This window comes from Geobacillus thermoleovorans (genome assembly GCF_001610955.1).
Lineage (GTDB): Bacteria > Bacillota > Bacilli > Bacillales > Anoxybacillaceae > Geobacillus > Geobacillus thermoleovorans.
The window spans coordinates 2,748,335-2,762,014 of sequence record NZ_CP014335.1; the positions used below are offsets into that span (position 1 = coordinate 2,748,335).

At 55.9% G+C, this 13,680-nt stretch carries 12 protein-coding genes and 1 other annotated feature (1 of these 13 running past the window's edge); of the genes, 3 read left to right on the forward strand and 9 right to left on the reverse strand.

All coding sequences use genetic code 11. The annotated features are described in order from the left end of the window. Window positions 1-48 precede the first annotated feature (48 nt). Window positions 49-1,464, reverse strand: a complete 1,416-nt coding sequence (gene pepV, locus GT3570_RS13850) for a dipeptidase PepV (RefSeq protein WP_082816484.1) — start codon at window positions 1,462-1,464, stop codon at window positions 49-51. A gap of 250 nt (window positions 1,465-1,714) precedes the next feature. On the opposite strand from pepV, the gene GT3570_RS13855 reads away from it, so the two are divergent. Next, window positions 1,715-1,936 (forward strand): DeoR family transcriptional regulator, encoded by a 222-nt coding sequence (locus GT3570_RS13855; protein WP_008880936.1) that lies wholly within the window; start codon window positions 1,715-1,717, stop codon window positions 1,934-1,936. A 95-nt stretch (window positions 1,937-2,031) separates the two neighbouring features. Here the strand turns inward: GT3570_RS13855 and GT3570_RS13860 are convergent, their stop codons facing one another. After that, the gene (locus GT3570_RS13860; RefSeq protein WP_011232306.1) at window positions 2,032-2,778 is read right to left on the reverse strand and encodes a pseudouridine synthase; all 747 of its coding nucleotides are present in this window, start codon (window positions 2,776-2,778) and stop codon (window positions 2,032-2,034) included. Window positions 2,779-2,882: 104 nt separating this feature from the next. Between GT3570_RS13860 and GT3570_RS13865 the strand changes: the two genes are divergently transcribed. Continuing rightward, on the forward strand, window positions 2,883-3,095 hold the full coding sequence (locus tag GT3570_RS13865; protein WP_062898884.1) for a hypothetical protein: 213 nt from the start codon (window positions 2,883-2,885) through the stop codon (window positions 3,093-3,095). Between the two features lie 203 nt (window positions 3,096-3,298). Here GT3570_RS13865 and GT3570_RS13870 read toward each other — a convergent pair whose 3' ends face one another. After that, entirely contained in the window at window positions 3,299-4,924 is a 1,626-nt protein-coding gene (locus tag GT3570_RS13870) for a putative polysaccharide biosynthesis protein (RefSeq protein WP_011232308.1), read from the reverse strand. 112 nt (window positions 4,925-5,036) lie between these two features. Here GT3570_RS13870 and GT3570_RS13875 point away from each other — a divergent pair, with 112 nt between their 5' ends. Then, the gene (locus GT3570_RS13875; RefSeq protein ID WP_011232309.1) at window positions 5,037-6,347 is read left to right on the forward strand and encodes a BaiN/RdsA family NAD(P)/FAD-dependent oxidoreductase; all 1,311 of its coding nucleotides are present in this window, start codon (window positions 5,037-5,039) and stop codon (window positions 6,345-6,347) included. 193 nt (window positions 6,348-6,540) lie between these two features. Here GT3570_RS13875 and GT3570_RS13880 read toward each other — a convergent pair whose 3' ends face one another. From GT3570_RS13880 to leuS, 6 genes are all read right to left on the reverse strand, one after another. Next, window positions 6,541-6,720 carry a sporulation protein Cse60 gene (locus GT3570_RS13880; RefSeq protein ID WP_008880941.1) on the reverse strand — a complete coding sequence of 60 codons (180 nt, stop codon included), beginning with the start codon at window positions 6,718-6,720 and terminating at the stop codon, window positions 6,541-6,543. Between the two features lie 115 nt (window positions 6,721-6,835). After that, window positions 6,836-8,476 (reverse strand): M4 family metallopeptidase, encoded by a 1,641-nt coding sequence (locus tag GT3570_RS13885; RefSeq protein ID WP_023634539.1) that lies wholly within the window; start codon window positions 8,474-8,476, stop codon window positions 6,836-6,838. A 377-nt stretch (window positions 8,477-8,853) separates the two neighbouring features. Continuing rightward, window positions 8,854-8,982: a hypothetical protein gene (locus GT3570_RS19185; protein ID WP_023634537.1), complete on the reverse strand. Its 129-nt coding sequence runs from the start codon at window positions 8,980-8,982 to the stop codon at window positions 8,854-8,856. Window positions 8,983-8,997: 15 nt separating this feature from the next. Continuing rightward, window positions 8,998-10,272, reverse strand: a complete 1,275-nt coding sequence (locus GT3570_RS13890) for a helix-turn-helix domain-containing protein (RefSeq protein WP_023634536.1) — start codon at window positions 10,270-10,272, stop codon at window positions 8,998-9,000. A 345-nt stretch (window positions 10,273-10,617) separates the two neighbouring features. Next, complete coding sequence (locus tag GT3570_RS13895) at window positions 10,618-10,932, reverse strand: rhodanese-like domain-containing protein (protein WP_013144427.1); 315 nt, start codon at window positions 10,930-10,932, stop codon at window positions 10,618-10,620. 57 nt (window positions 10,933-10,989) lie between these two features. Further along, entirely contained in the window at window positions 10,990-13,407 is a 2,418-nt protein-coding gene (gene leuS, locus GT3570_RS13900; RefSeq protein ID WP_062898885.1) for a leucine--tRNA ligase, read from the reverse strand. Window positions 13,408-13,482: 75 nt separating this feature from the next. After that, window positions 13,483-13,680 (reverse strand) — a binding site (T-box leader) (it continues 24 nt past the right edge of the window).

Genomic DNA, 13,680 nt, shown 5'->3' on the forward strand with positions numbered 1-13,680 from the left:
ACAACGCCCGCCCCGCTCTCTTTTTTCGCCGGGGCGGCGGACCGCCGTTTATTTCGCCAGCTCGTAGATCGCCTGCGCGTAAATGGCTGTCGCTTTCACCAAATCGTCGATTTCGATATACTCATCTTTCTGGTGGGCGACATCCGGACGGCCCGGAAACAACGCGCCAAACGCCACCCCGGCGGTCAAGGCGCGGGCGTATGTGCCGCCGCCGATGGCCAAAAGCCGGGCCGGCTCGCCCGTCTGCTCTTCGTAGACGCGCTGAAGCGTGCGGACAAGCTCGTGGCTCGGATCGATATAATGAGGCTTCGTATCGCTGAAACGGCTGAGCGCGAATCCATGTTCAGCCGCAGCGCCGGCGAGCGTCCGGCGGATCGCGTCACCGTCGGCCGTCACCGGATAGCGGATGTTCAGCCCAATCGTTCCGCCATGCCGCCGGTCATACGACAGCACCCCGACGTTGACCGTCAAGTCGCCGCTTTGTTCGTCCCGATACGCAAGGCCAAGCCGCCGGCCGCGGGCATCGCCAAAAAAGGCGGAGGCCACAAACTGAACGAACGGCCGGCTTCGGCCATCGAGCGGAAGCGACGCCAAAAACTGCGCCAAATAGACGCCGGCGTTTTTGCCGCGCTCCGGCTCGGCGCCATGAGCGGACACCCCTTCCAATTGAAAGACGACGGCCCCTTCGCTTTGCCTCATGCTCCCCTTTACGCCGCGCTCCCAGCAAAACTGTTCATAGAGGCCAAGCAGCTCCTCCGTCCGTCCCGCTCCTTCCACCACCGCTTCAGCCGCATCCGGCACCATATTGTAGCGGCGCCCGGCTTGGAATGAGGCAAGCGCGAGCCCTTCCGCCTCCGCCGATTTAGGCGGGCGGTATGCCAAATCGGCGTCAATGATTCCTTTTTCGGCATGAATGATCGGAAAATCAGCATCCGGCGCAAATCCGACATCCGGCATTTCCTCATGGCGAAAATAATGCTCCACACACCGCCAGTCGCTTTCCTCATCGCCCCCGATGATGAGCCGCACCCGCTTGCCAAGCGGCAGCCCGAGTTCACGGATGATTTTCATCGCGTAAAACGCCGCGACGGTCGGCCCTTTGTCATCGATCGCGCCGCGCCCGTAAAGGCGGCCATCGCGCACCTCAGCGGCAAACGGATCCATCGTCCAGCCGTCCCCGGGCGGCACGACGTCGATATGGCCGAGCACGCCGACAAGTTTCTCCCCATGCCCCATTTCGATATGCCCAGCAAATCCGTCCACATTTTTGACGCGAAACCCTTCCTCCCGGCCGCGGCGAAGCATATGCTCAAGCGCCTGGGCCACCTTGGGCCCAAACGGCGCGCCCGGCTGCGCCTGCTGATCCTCGCGGACGCTCGGAATGCGGACAAGCGCTTGCACGTCGCGGACAAGATCGTCTTTTCGTTTCTTCGCTTCGTTCATCCAGTCGATGTTCAACGCCATTCTTCCTTTCCTTATTCAACACCCTTTGTTGCCAACGTATCATATCAAAAACAGGAAGTCAAAATGTTTCATTCGTTGCAAATCGATTTCCGTTTCATGACAAAATGTTGAAATTTTTCGTGAATAGAAGCAACCGGGTAGCATTTTCCCTCTCATTTCGTGTACAATGGTAGTAAACAGACAAAGACATCTCTCATCTGCTAGCGGTCGGTTGTGCCATGCGAATGATGCTAAGATAGGGAGTGGTCTTTTGAAACCTTCAACACATCGGATGCTTACCCGCATCAAGTCCGTGTATATGTACATTAGCGAAAAAGGAACGGTTACGACCCAAGAGCTTGTTGATGAGTTCGGCACCACCCCACGAACGATCCAGCGCGACTTGAACGTGCTTATGTACAACGATCTCGTTCGCAGCCCAAGCAAGGGCAAATGGACGACCACAAACAAAAAAGTGCGCATCTCTTCGTAAACCCGGTGCCAATAGGGTAGGCAAGATGAGAGATGAACGCAAACCATTTTTCCACAGATGAATATCCACTATTTTTCCATAAAAAAGGAACCGCGTCAGGTTCCTTTTTTTTCGTCCGTCTCTGGCCGGTATTGCTTCAACATGCCCACCTCTTCATCCGTCAATTCCCGATACTCGCCGACGGCCAAATCCGGGTCAAGCGGCAGCGGCCCCATTTGAATTCGTTTTAAATACACGACCCGCTTGCCGACCGCTTGAAACATCCGCTTCACTTGATGGAACTTCCCCTCGGTGATCGTCACCTCGACATCGGAACGAAGGCCGGATTTCAACACAACGAGCTTGGCCGGCTTTGTTTCATAGCCGTCATCAAGGACGACGCCGCGCTGAAACGCCGCGACATCCGCTTCCGTCACTTCCCCGTCCACGACGGCAAAATACGTTTTCGGCACGTGTTTTTTCGGCGACAACAGCTGATGGGCGAGCTGGCCGTCATTCGTCAAGAGCAGCAGCCCTTCCGTATCTTTGTCAAGCCGCCCGACCGGAAACGGGGAAAATGCCCGGTCTTCTTCTTCAAGCAAATCGACGACCGTCTCTTCCACGGCATCTTCCGTCGCGGAAACGACCCCCGAAGGCTTATTCATCATCAAGTAAATGAACGGCTTGTACTCGACCGTTTCTCCCCAAACGGTCACGATTTGCTCATCCGGCCGCACTTTCGTTTTCGCATCACGGACCGGCGCGCCATCCACTTTCACCGCTCCGGACTTGAGCAGCTTTTTCACTTCCTTCCTCGTCCCATACCCCATATGGGCGAGCAGCTTGTCAATGCGCAGCTCCACAAATCTCCCTCCTAAAAATATGGCCTTCATTAGGCGTTCATCTAGTCCGCTTCCGCCTTCCCCCCATACACTGTGAAGGAAACATCAAGAAGGGGGATTTGCCGATGAATGAATATTACTATTATGTCCCAACGTTGGATGATTACCGTCAACAGCCGCCAGCCAGCCAATTTTGGCCCGGATACCCAGGCGGGCCATTCGCCAACTGGGCGCGGCGCATCGAACGGCTTGAGCGGGCCGTCGAACGGCTCGACCGCCGGCTCGACCGGATGGAAAGCCGCCTCGATCGCATCGAACGCCGGCTCGGCCTGTCGTAAGCAAAATGGAGAAAGAAGGCGGGGACGACCGCCTTCTTCTTTTTTTGCCGCAAGCCGAACGGCATGGGGGAGGGCGAAAAACAGCCGTCGTCGAACCCTTTCGCTAGGGCGCCGCGACGTTCGCAAGAAGCGCCGTCCGCCGGGCTCCCGGCCTAAACGAGCCGCTTCTAGGAAACGGCCGTCCGGTCAACGGCCGATCCCTTCTACGATACCGCCTTTTTCTCTTTCCGGCGCCAAAACGCAAACCGGTCGCCAAACAGCGCCGAAAACAACCCGGAGCGGATGCTGAGAAACAAGTAGACGGCTGCCCCGACCGCTGCGCCGATGGCAGCAGCGCCCACCGATTCAGCGGTGCCGGCGCGGTAATCGATCCATCGGGACGCCAGCGCCTCGACCCCCATAACCGCCGCTGACATCGCCGCCGTCAAGATGGCCATAAACGCCGTCCGGCGGGCGACAAACCGATAGCGGTAGCGCGTGCGGCGCTGAATGACCCATAAGTTGAACGCCACAGAGACGAAATAGCCCGCCATCGTGGCAACAATGGCCCCGACGGCCGACCATTTCATAATGAGCGGCGTGTTGAGCAAAAGCTTCACAAGCAAGCCGGCTGTCAAACTGACGACCGTAAACCGCTGCTCGTTGATGCCTTGCATGATCGCCGCCGTCACAGAAAACAAAGCGTACAAAATCGCCGCCGGCGCATACCAGCGCAACACTTGTTCACCAAGCGGATCATAGCTGTAAAACGAGCTGTACACCGGCCCTGCCAGCACCGCCATGCCAATCACCGCCGGGAGCGTTAAAAACATGAGCACTTGAAACGTCTGGTTCAAATATTGCCGCAGCGCTTTCCGGTCTTGCGCGACATACGCTTTCGTAATCGTCGGGATGAGCGCCAAGCTGAACGAGGTCGCGAGCGTCACGGGTATGATGACGAGCTTTTGCGCCCACATGTTGAACACGGAATACGCGTGCTCCGAGATGTTCCCGCGGCCCGCCGCCGCCATCGCGTGATTGAACGTAAACTGATCGACGAGCTGGTACAGCGACATCGACAAGCCGACAAAAACAAACGGAATCGAAGAAAGAAGCAGCTCTTTATACATCGCCAAAAGCGACACGTCCGCTTCGCCGCGGTCACGCGCAAGCAGCGACTGCAAATACGGACGCCGCTTCCACCAATAGACAAGCAACACCAAAAGCCCCGCCGCCGCCCCGACAAACGCGGCAAACGTCGCCGCGCTCACAGCGGAGACGATCGAGCCGTCCATCAGGCGCAAAATGACGTAGCACGCCCCAAGCAAAAAAGCGATGCGCGCGATTTGTTCGACGACTTGCGACAGCGCCGTCGGGCCCATCGACTCATGTCCTTGGAAAAATCCGCGGATCAAGCTCATCACCGGCACGATGAGGAGCGCAAAGCTGACCGCGCGGATGACGGCCGTGACGTCGTCGACCGAGTTGACGTTCGTTTTCGCATCGATGACGTGCGGCGCCAAGATGGGCGCCAGGGCGTACAAAATGAGCCATGAGGCGATGCCGCTTGCGATCATCAAGACAAGGCCGGAGCGAAAGAGCCGATAGCCGACGCCGTATTCCCCAAGCGCGTTGTATTTCGACACAAACTTTGACACCGCCACCGGCAGCCCGCCGGTCGCCAAGCTCAAAAAAATTTGGTACGGCACATAGCCGTATCCGTACAGCGCCCCGCCGCGCTCGCCGACAAGATGGTAAAACGGGATGACGTAAAATAAACCAAGAAGGCGAGAAATCATCACGCCAGCCGTTAAAATAAACGTGCCGCGCAGCAGTTTCGATGTTGACATATGACCCCTTCCCTAGCCATGGACGTTGAAAATGACAACGTATCTATTTTACCATAGTTGTCAATGGAACGAAAAATATCGGCCACGCGCAGAAAGAAAGGGTGGAATGAACATGGGATACGACGTCATCATCATCGGCGGCGGTCCGTCCGGGCTCATGGCGGCCATCGGCGCCGGCGAAGAAGGGGCGAAGGTGCTCTTGTTGGAAAAAGGAACGAAGCTCGGGCGCAAGCTCGCCATCTCCGGCGGCGGACGCTGCAACGTGACGAATCGGCTGCCGGTGGATGAAATGGTCCGCCATATTCCCGGCAACGGCCGCTTTTTATACAGCGCCTTTTCCGTATTTAACAATGAAGACATCATCCGCTTTTTTGAGCGGCTCGGCGTGCCGCTCAAGGAGGAAGACCACGGCCGCATGTTTCCTAAAAGCGACAGCGCCCAGTCGGTCGTCGACGCGCTTGTTCGCGAATTGTCGCGCCTTGGCGTCGATGTTCGGCTTGAATCGCCAGTGGCGGACGTGTTGTATGAACAAGGAAAAACAGTCGGTGTCACGCTGAAAAGCGGGGAGACGATCCACGCCCGTGCGGTTGTCGTCGCCGTCGGCGGCAAATCGGTGCCGCAAACCGGCTCAACAGGCGACGGCTATCCGTGGGCGGAAAAAGCGGGTCACACGGTGACCGAACTGTTTCCAACCGAAGTTCCGATCGTCTCGCATGAGCCGTTCATCAAAGAGCGGACGCTGCAAGGCTTGTCGCTGCGCGACGTCGCGTTAAGCGTCTTAAAGCCGAACGGCAAGCCGATCATCACCCACCGGATGGATATGCTGTTTACGCACTTCGGCATTTCCGGCCCAGCCGCCCTCCGCTGCAGCCAGTTTGTCGTCAAGGCGTTGAAAAAAGCGGCGGACGGCGCGGTCGAAATGAGCATCGACGCGCTTCCGGACGTGACGCAGGAAGAGCTGTTTCAACATTTCGCCAAGCTGTGCAAAGAGGAGCCGAAAAAGGCGATGAAAACGATCGCCAAAACGGTTCTTCCCGAGCGGTACGCCGTCTTTTTGCTCGAGCGGGCCGGCATCGACCCGCACGCCTCTGCCGGCACGGTCGGCCATGAGGCGCTGCGGGCGTTTGTCCGACAGTGCAAACAGTTTACCTTTTACGTCCACGGCACGCTGCCGCTTGAGAAAGCATTCGTCACCGGCGGCGGCGTGTCGGTCAAAGAAATTGAGCCGAAGACAATGGCCTCCAAATGCATGGCCGGCCTTTACTTTTGCGGGGAAATTTTGGACATTCACGGCTACACGGGCGGCTACAACATCACCGCCGCCCTTGTCACCGGGCGGCTCGCCGGCGTGAACGCCGCCCGCTATGCATTGGCGGAAAAAAACGGGGCGAGCGGCTCCGCGGGGCAGACAGCAACGAATTGACCGCCGTCCTCATGCCCCTCGGGTGCTCCGGGGCGTCCGCTGACATTCCGACAACGCCCGTCTTCAAGGCGGGCGATCGCAAAATTTCGCCGCCTGAAATGGAAATGCCGCAATGAACAAAACGTCGCCCGCTTTAGGGGGATCAGCACGAAAACGGCCCAAAGAATCCCACGGTCTGAAGCCGTGTGGAGTGTCAAGTCCGGTAAATGACCATGGCGGAAAAACAGTAGATTTGCTCGCCTTCCGATTCCATCGCCGCCACACTGTACTTGACATCGATCAACTGTCCGTCTTTCAATCGGGCTAAAAAATCATTGACCGCCGCTTCCAAATCTTTTTCATGCTCTTTATCAAACACTTTCACTTTGTACATCGCCATTCCCCCGTTTTCTTTTTCCTTTTCCACGCATTTAGGGAAAATCCTGCCCACAAAAGGCGTCACGCGCCCTCGAACAGCGGGACGCGTGACGTCAGAAACTTCATTCGTCTTAATACACTCCAACCGCATTGAACGCCTGTTTCACCGAGTTGACTTCTTGGCTTGTCGACCCGTACAAATCAGCGGCCGCTTGCACGCAGGCGGCGCGCAGCTGGCTGAAGTTCGACGTCGGCGTCAAATAGTAGACAAGCGCCCGGTAGAAAATTTTCCCCATTTTGTCGCGGCCAATGCCGGTGACGCTTACGCCGTAATGGACGCCGCCTTGGCTGAGCAAGTACGCCGCTTTATTGATGATGCCGCTGTTTGTATGGACGCCGCCGTTGTCTTGTGTGCCGGTGTACCGTTTGGAATAATGATCCGGATCGCCGTATTTCGCCGGATCCGACATGGAGCGAAGCGCGTCGCCGGCAATTCCCGGCGTGTAAATGTCTTCGCCGATCTCCCAGTCCGGGTTGCGGTTGGCGTAGAACTCCACGAGCGTGCCGAAAATATCGGACATCGCTTCATTGATGGCGCCGGATTCGTTTTGGTAAACAAGCCCGGCCGTATAATCCGTCACCGCATGGGTCAGCTCATGCCCAACGACGTCAATGCCGCCGGAAAACGGCAAAAACGTCTGTCCGTCGCCATCGCCGTACACCATTTGCGAACCGTTCCAAAACGCGTTGTTGTAGCCGCGGCCGTAATGGACGGTCGAACGGATGGCGGCGTTGCTGCCGTCATAGCTCAGCCGGCCGTGCACATTTTTGTAGTAATCATACACGACACCGGCGTAATAATGGGCGTCCACGGCCGCCGCGTCATAGCTGGCGAAAAATTGGTTGTCGACATCGGCCCATAAGCTGCCGGGCAAAACGGTGCGGTTTCGTCCGTCATACGTAAAAATGCCGCTGCCGCGCGTATTGTCTTGCAAATAGTAGTAGCCATAATACGAGGAATACGTCGTATTGATATATTTCTGATCCCCCAACACACCGCGGCCCACGCCGACCGTCGACGTGCCGGCGACCGGCTGCCCGCCGCCCGGCTTGGCCTCGTCCATTTGGTTCCATTTGTTCAACACTTTTCCGTCTGCGGCATCGATCATGTAGATCCAGTTGCCTGGGACAGGGGTTAAAAAGCGGACATTGACTTCATAGGCGAGGCGCGGGGTCTCCCCATCCGGATAGATGACAAGCCGCGTTGGTTTTCCCTCTTCGGCCGCCGGCCGTTCTTTCGTCACCGCATCAGCCACATCTTGTTTCGCGATCATTTCCGCTTGTTGAATGGAAATGGCAGCTTCTGTTTTCAACGTTCGTTTGTCCAAATTCGGAATGAGCGTACCCGACAAAGAGGACAATTCGCCATCGTTGACATGGGCAACGAGCACGGCGCCATACACTGGGATGCCGCGATAGCGCTGTTCAAAACGCATGACCGTATGGCCGAGTTCATCCGTTTGTTTGCCAATCAAGCTCAGCCGTTCGCGGGCTTGTCCACCAAGCTGGAACGTATTCTTCTCTTGATCAAGATAACGGTAAACCAATTCTTCCGGAGCATCCTCGCCTTTTAACAGCGAACCAGAAACGAACGACGGCGTCTTCCACTGTTCGTTCCACACCATTGACTTTTCCTTCGCCGAAGCCCCGAACGGCCAAGCCATCAATCCAAACGCCAACCCAATCGCGCCAAGCATCGCCCGTTTGTTCATTCCCTTTACCCCTTTCTTATATTTTCAAATTATTTATTCTAATAAAAATTTTATTACAATATATTTTGATTGGGTATTGGGAAAATGATCGGGCGACATGCGTCCTGATCCGGCAGCCTATTTTCCGTTTTTCCCTCTTTGCGGCTTTCCGCCTGCGACAAAACAGCCAAAGTGAAACACGACCGACAGCGAAGCTGCCAAGCGAAAAAACGATTGATCTTTTTCGCTTGAGCCGACGGATTTCCACAGAACGTGCTTCAACGGACAAAACAAAAAACCGACTCATCCCCCGCTTTCGCCCCATGGCGAAAACAGGAGACGGATCGGTTCGAAGAAGATCAACACAGACAGGCAAAGCGCCAATCCAGCCGCTTCTTTTATCGGGCGATCACCGTCGGCGGCGGATGCTCATCTTTAGCCGCTTCTTTCACCCCGATGCCTTGGCCAAAGGCTGAAGCGAGGCCAAGGACGGCGAGAGCGATGATCACAACGACCCGCTTTTTCACGAGCTTCACCTCCTTTCAAACGCCGGTTTGCGCCCGCAAGAGAGCGCAACTTAATTGATAATATTGGGCCGCCTGCTTGTATTGGCGCCTCCGCATATAACAATCCGCCAAATATTCGGCATACAATGACGCGTCGTCATACTCCTTCTTTTTTTGGAAATAGGGAATCGCCTCCTGTTTGAGCAGCCGCTCCAACGGTTCATCTTCTTCGCTCAAAAGCAGCCGGTAAATGGAAAAATGCAAATAATACTCATAATGCTCGGACGCGCCGTTAGGGGCTTGTTCGAGCTGTTTCCACCCTTCCTCGACAGCCATCAACGCTTTGCGATAATGCTTGGCATCACAATGCACGCGCACGAGCGACAAAAGCGTGATGAGCCGGGAATCCAGCGGAGCGGCCTCTTTATAGATCAAACTGTTCTCATAATGTTGCACCGCCTCGCGGTATTGGCGTTTGATTCCTTTCAAATGGCCGAGATTGTGTTCCACAATCCCAAGAAGCCGTCGATCATCCACCATCCTCGCCGCCTTTTGGGCCAACAGGCAATGGTCGACCGCTTTGTCGATCTCCCCGCAGCGCCGATGGCAAATCGCCAGCAGCACATGGCATTCGGCGCTCCGCCGCAAGTCGTATTCCGCCTGGCTGAGCGCCAGCGCGCGCTCGGCGTAATGAAGGCATTGGAACCATTTCCACAGACGGCTGCATGCAAGCGCCGACAAGTAAGCCAAATCGGCCTCCTCCTCGCTCGTTTTCCATTCTCCCTTCAACAACTCTTCTGCCTTTTGATAACAATGCAAGGCGTCGTCATATTTTTCTTGACAATAATATAAAAGCCCAAAAAACTTCCAATAATAATAGCGCATGTCATCACTCAACGACCCATACCAGTCCCGCACGCTTTGCGCCGCCGTTTCCGCCCCCTTTTTGTCGCCAAGAAGCAGCCAATACCGGATTCGCATCAGCTGAAAATAAATCATGGCTTCGGCATCCCCAGACTGCTCGCATCGTTCTTTGACCGTTTCATACAGTTCCCGCGCGGCAGGCACATCACGGTTCGTCATCGCCTTATACCACGACATCACCCATTCGAACCATGAAGGCATTGTTTCGTTTCCGCCCGGCCGGATGTCCAGCCGCCGAAACAGCCATTCGAGTACCTCTTGGCTCGGTATGACTTGGTTATTCTCAATTTTCGATAAATAAGAAACCGAAATAATGCCTTCAGCCGTTTCTTCTTGGGTCAGGCCTTTCATCAAGCGGGCGAATTTCAAGCGGTCGCCGAGTTTCAACAGAGAGCTCCTCCTTCGAACAAGTGTCTGATTTTACCGAAAATTATATCCTTTCCTTTTTTTTCTTGCATCACACTTTGGTACTAAAACAAAATGGAAAAAGCGCCCCAAAAAGCTGGGACGCTTTTTCGCTCCTACCCCGCAAGCGGACCGGGGAAGCGCAAGCCGCCGACGCATGAAAAGGCCCGCGGCAGCCAGCCATTCCTCTGCCTCTTGACTGAACGGGGCCGTTCGGATGGATCCATTTCCCATCCGCTGACACGTTCCGTCGTTTTGGTCTCGACAAAAACGGGATCACTTGGATGACGGCCCGCCGCCATGCCCTGTTCTTTGAGCCGGAAGCGCTTATCGCTTCGGCACTGTTTCGCCTTCCCACTCGAGCATGCCGCCCGTCATGTTGCGGACGCGATAGCCAAGCTCTTGCAAGTAGCGGCAGACGTTTTCGCTCCGCCGTCCGGAGCGGCAGACGAAAATATATTCTTCGTTGCGGTCGAATTCCTCAAGCCGATCGGGGATGTCGCCCATTTTAATATGTTTGGCGCCGGGGATCATGCCGAGGGCGACTTCCTCGTCTTCGCGCACATCGACAATGTTCAGCTTTTCCCCGCGTTCGAGTTTTTCTTTCACTTCAGCCGGCGTGATTTCCTTGATCTCTTCCATGGCAGATCGACCCCTTTCGTTGGTGGATAGGGAGCGGGCCGAAGCCCGCCCTCATCATCAGTTGGCGACGATATTGACGAGCTTGCCGGGGACGGCGATCACTTTGCGCACGGTTTTGCCCTCAAGCTGCTCTTTGATTTTTTCATCGGCGAGCGCCCGCTCCTCGAGCGCTTCTTTTGGCAAGTCAACTGGCACGTGCAAGCGCGACCGCACTTTGCCGTTGATTTGCACGACGATTTCCACGACGTCTTCCACAAGCTTCGTTTCATCATACGTCGGCCACGGTTCATAGGCGATCGTGTCCGTGTGGCCAAGCTTTTGCCACAGCTCCTCGCCGATGTGCGGGCAGACCGGCGACAAGAGCTTGACGAAGCCTTCCATGTATTCTTTTTTCATTTGCTCCGCTTTGTACGCTTCGTTGATGAACACCATAAGCTGCGAAATGGCGGTGTTAAAGCGCAAGGATTCGTAGTCTTCCGTCACTTTTTTCACCGTTTGGTGATAGATGCGCTCGAGCGTATCGTTTGCCGGTTCGTCGACAATGTTCGGGTTCAGTTCGCCATTCTCGGTGACAAAGAGCCTCCAGACGCGGTCGAGGAAGCGCCGCGCCCCGTCAAGCCCTTTCGTCGACCAAGCGATCGACGCCTCAAGCGGCCCCATGAACATTTCATACAGCCGCAAGGTGTCGGCCCCATGGCTTTCGATGATGTCGTCCGGGTTGACGACATTGCCTTTTGATTTGCTCATTTTTTCGTTGTTTTCGCCTAAAATCATCCCTTGGTTGAACAGCTTTTGGAACGGTTCTTTCGTCGGCACGATGCCAAGGTCATAGAGAAACTTATGCCAGAAGCGGGCATAAAGCAAATGCAAAACCGCGTGCTCCGCCCCGCCGATGTAAACATCGACCGGCAGCCACTTTTTCAGCTTTTCCGGATCGGCGAGCTGCTTGTCGTTGTGCGGGTCGATGTAGCGTAAATAATACCAGCAGCTTCCAGCCCATTGCGGCATCGTGTTCGTTTCGCGCCGCCCTTTTTTCCCGGTTTTCGGGTCGACAACATTGACCCATTCTTCGATGTTGGCCAGCGGCGACTCGCCCGTTCCCGACGGACGGATTTCATCCGTTTTCGGCAACACAAGCGGCAATTCCTCTTCCGGCACCGGCGTCATCGTGCCGTCTTCCCAATGGATGATCGGAATCGGCTCGCCCCAGTAGCGCTGGCGGCTGAACAGCCAGTCGCGCAGCCGGTACGACACTTTTTTCCGCCCTTTGCCGTGCTCCTCAAGCCAGGCGATCATTTTGTCGATCGCTTCCTGCTTGTTCAACCCGTTCAAAAACTCGGAGTTGATATGCTCGCCATCTCCGGTGTACGGTTCTTTTTCGATATCGCCGCCGGCGACGACTTCTTTCATCGGCAAGTGGAATTTTTTCGCAAACTCGTAGTCGCGCTCATCGTGCGCCGGCACGGCCATGATCGCTCCGGTGCCGTAGCTCATCAAGACGTAGTCAGCGATCCAAATCGGAAGCCGATCGCCGGTGACCGGGTGAATGGCGTACGCGCCGGTGAACACGCCCGTTTTTTCTTTCGCCAAATCGGTGCGCTCAAGGTCGCTTTTGCTTTGAATTTCCTTTAAGTAGGCGTCAACGGCTGGCTTTTGCTCCGGCGTCGTGATTTTTTCAACGAGCGGATGCTCCGGCGCCAAGACGGTGTACGTCGCGCCAAACAGCGTATCCGGACGCGTCGTGAACACGGTGAATGTTTCGTCATGGCCGTGGACGGCAAACTCGATTTCCGCTCCTTCCGAACGGCCAATCCAGTTGCGCTGCATCTCTTTAATGCTTTCCGGCCAGTCGAGCTCTTCCAAATCTTCAAGCAAGCGGTCGGCATAGGCGGTGATTTTCAGCATCCATTGCCGCATCGGCTTGCGGATGACCGGATGCCCGCCGCGCTCGCTCCGGCCGTTGATCACCTCTTCGTTCGCCAGCACCGTGCCGAGCGCCGGACACCAGTTGACCGGCACTTCATCCATGTAGGCGAGCCCTTTTTCATACAGCTTCAAGAAAATCCATTGCGTCCATTTGTAATAGTTCGGGTCGGTCGTATTGATCTCCCGGTCCCAGTCGTACGAAAAGCCAAGCGATTTGATTTGCCGGCGGAAATTTTCGATGTTTTTTTGCGTAAACTCCGCCGGGTCGTTGCCGGTATCGAGCGCATATTGCTCGGCCGGCAGCCCGAACGCGTCCCAGCCCATCGGGTGAAGGACGTTGTACCCTTGCATCCGCTTCATGCGCGCCAAAATATCGGTCGCCGTATATCCTTCCGGATGGCCGACGTGCAAGCCGGCGCCGGATGGATACGGGAACATGTCGAGAACGTAAAACTTCGGCTTGTCATCATCATCGGGCGTGCGGAACGTTTTGTTTTTCTCCCAATAGTCCTGCCATTTTTGTTCAATTTCGCGGTGGTTGAAGCTCATCGCAGCACTCCTCCTATCAAGTTCTACTTGCATCATTGACGAAAATATGTACAAAAAAACCCCCCATCCCCACAGCAAAGGGACGAGAGGCGCGCTTCCCGCGGTACCACCCTTTTTGGCGCGCCAAACGGCGCACCCGCTTTCTTCCTTAACGCGGATGGACGGCCGGCGCTGTCGATGACCGTTCACGCCGGCAACTCCGAGGCGAGTTCACGAGCCGACTTCGGTTGACTCGCACCATCCGTCAACTCTCTGCCGTCCGTCGGGCCCGCT

What these genes read in the sequence shown, in the direction of transcription:
- GT3570_RS13880 (WP_008880941.1), bottom strand. Translation starts at nt 6,720, where the DNA reads ATGTACAAAGTGAAAGTGTTTGATAAAGAGCATGAAAAAGATTTGGAA.
- leuS (WP_062898885.1), bottom strand. Translation starts at nt 13,407, where the DNA reads ATGAGCTTCAACCACCGCGAAATTGAACAAAAATGGCAGGACTATTGG.
- GT3570_RS13875 (WP_011232309.1), top strand. Translation starts at nt 5,037, where the DNA reads ATGGGATACGACGTCATCATCATCGGCGGCGGTCCGTCCGGGCTCATG.
- GT3570_RS13885 (WP_023634539.1), bottom strand. Translation starts at nt 8,476, where the DNA reads ATGAACAAACGGGCGATGCTTGGCGCGATTGGGTTGGCGTTTGGATTG.
- GT3570_RS13870 (WP_011232308.1), bottom strand. Translation starts at nt 4,924, where the DNA reads ATGTCAACATCGAAACTGCTGCGCGGCACGTTTATTTTAACGGCTGGC.
- pepV (WP_082816484.1), bottom strand. Translation starts at nt 1,464, where the DNA reads ATGGCGTTGAACATCGACTGGATGAACGAAGCGAAGAAACGAAAAGAC.
- GT3570_RS13865 (WP_062898884.1), top strand. Translation starts at nt 2,883, where the DNA reads ATGAATGAATATTACTATTATGTCCCAACGTTGGATGATTACCGTCAA.
- GT3570_RS13895 (WP_013144427.1), bottom strand. Translation starts at nt 10,932, where the DNA reads ATGGAAGAGATCAAGGAAATCACGCCGGCTGAAGTGAAAGAAAAACTC.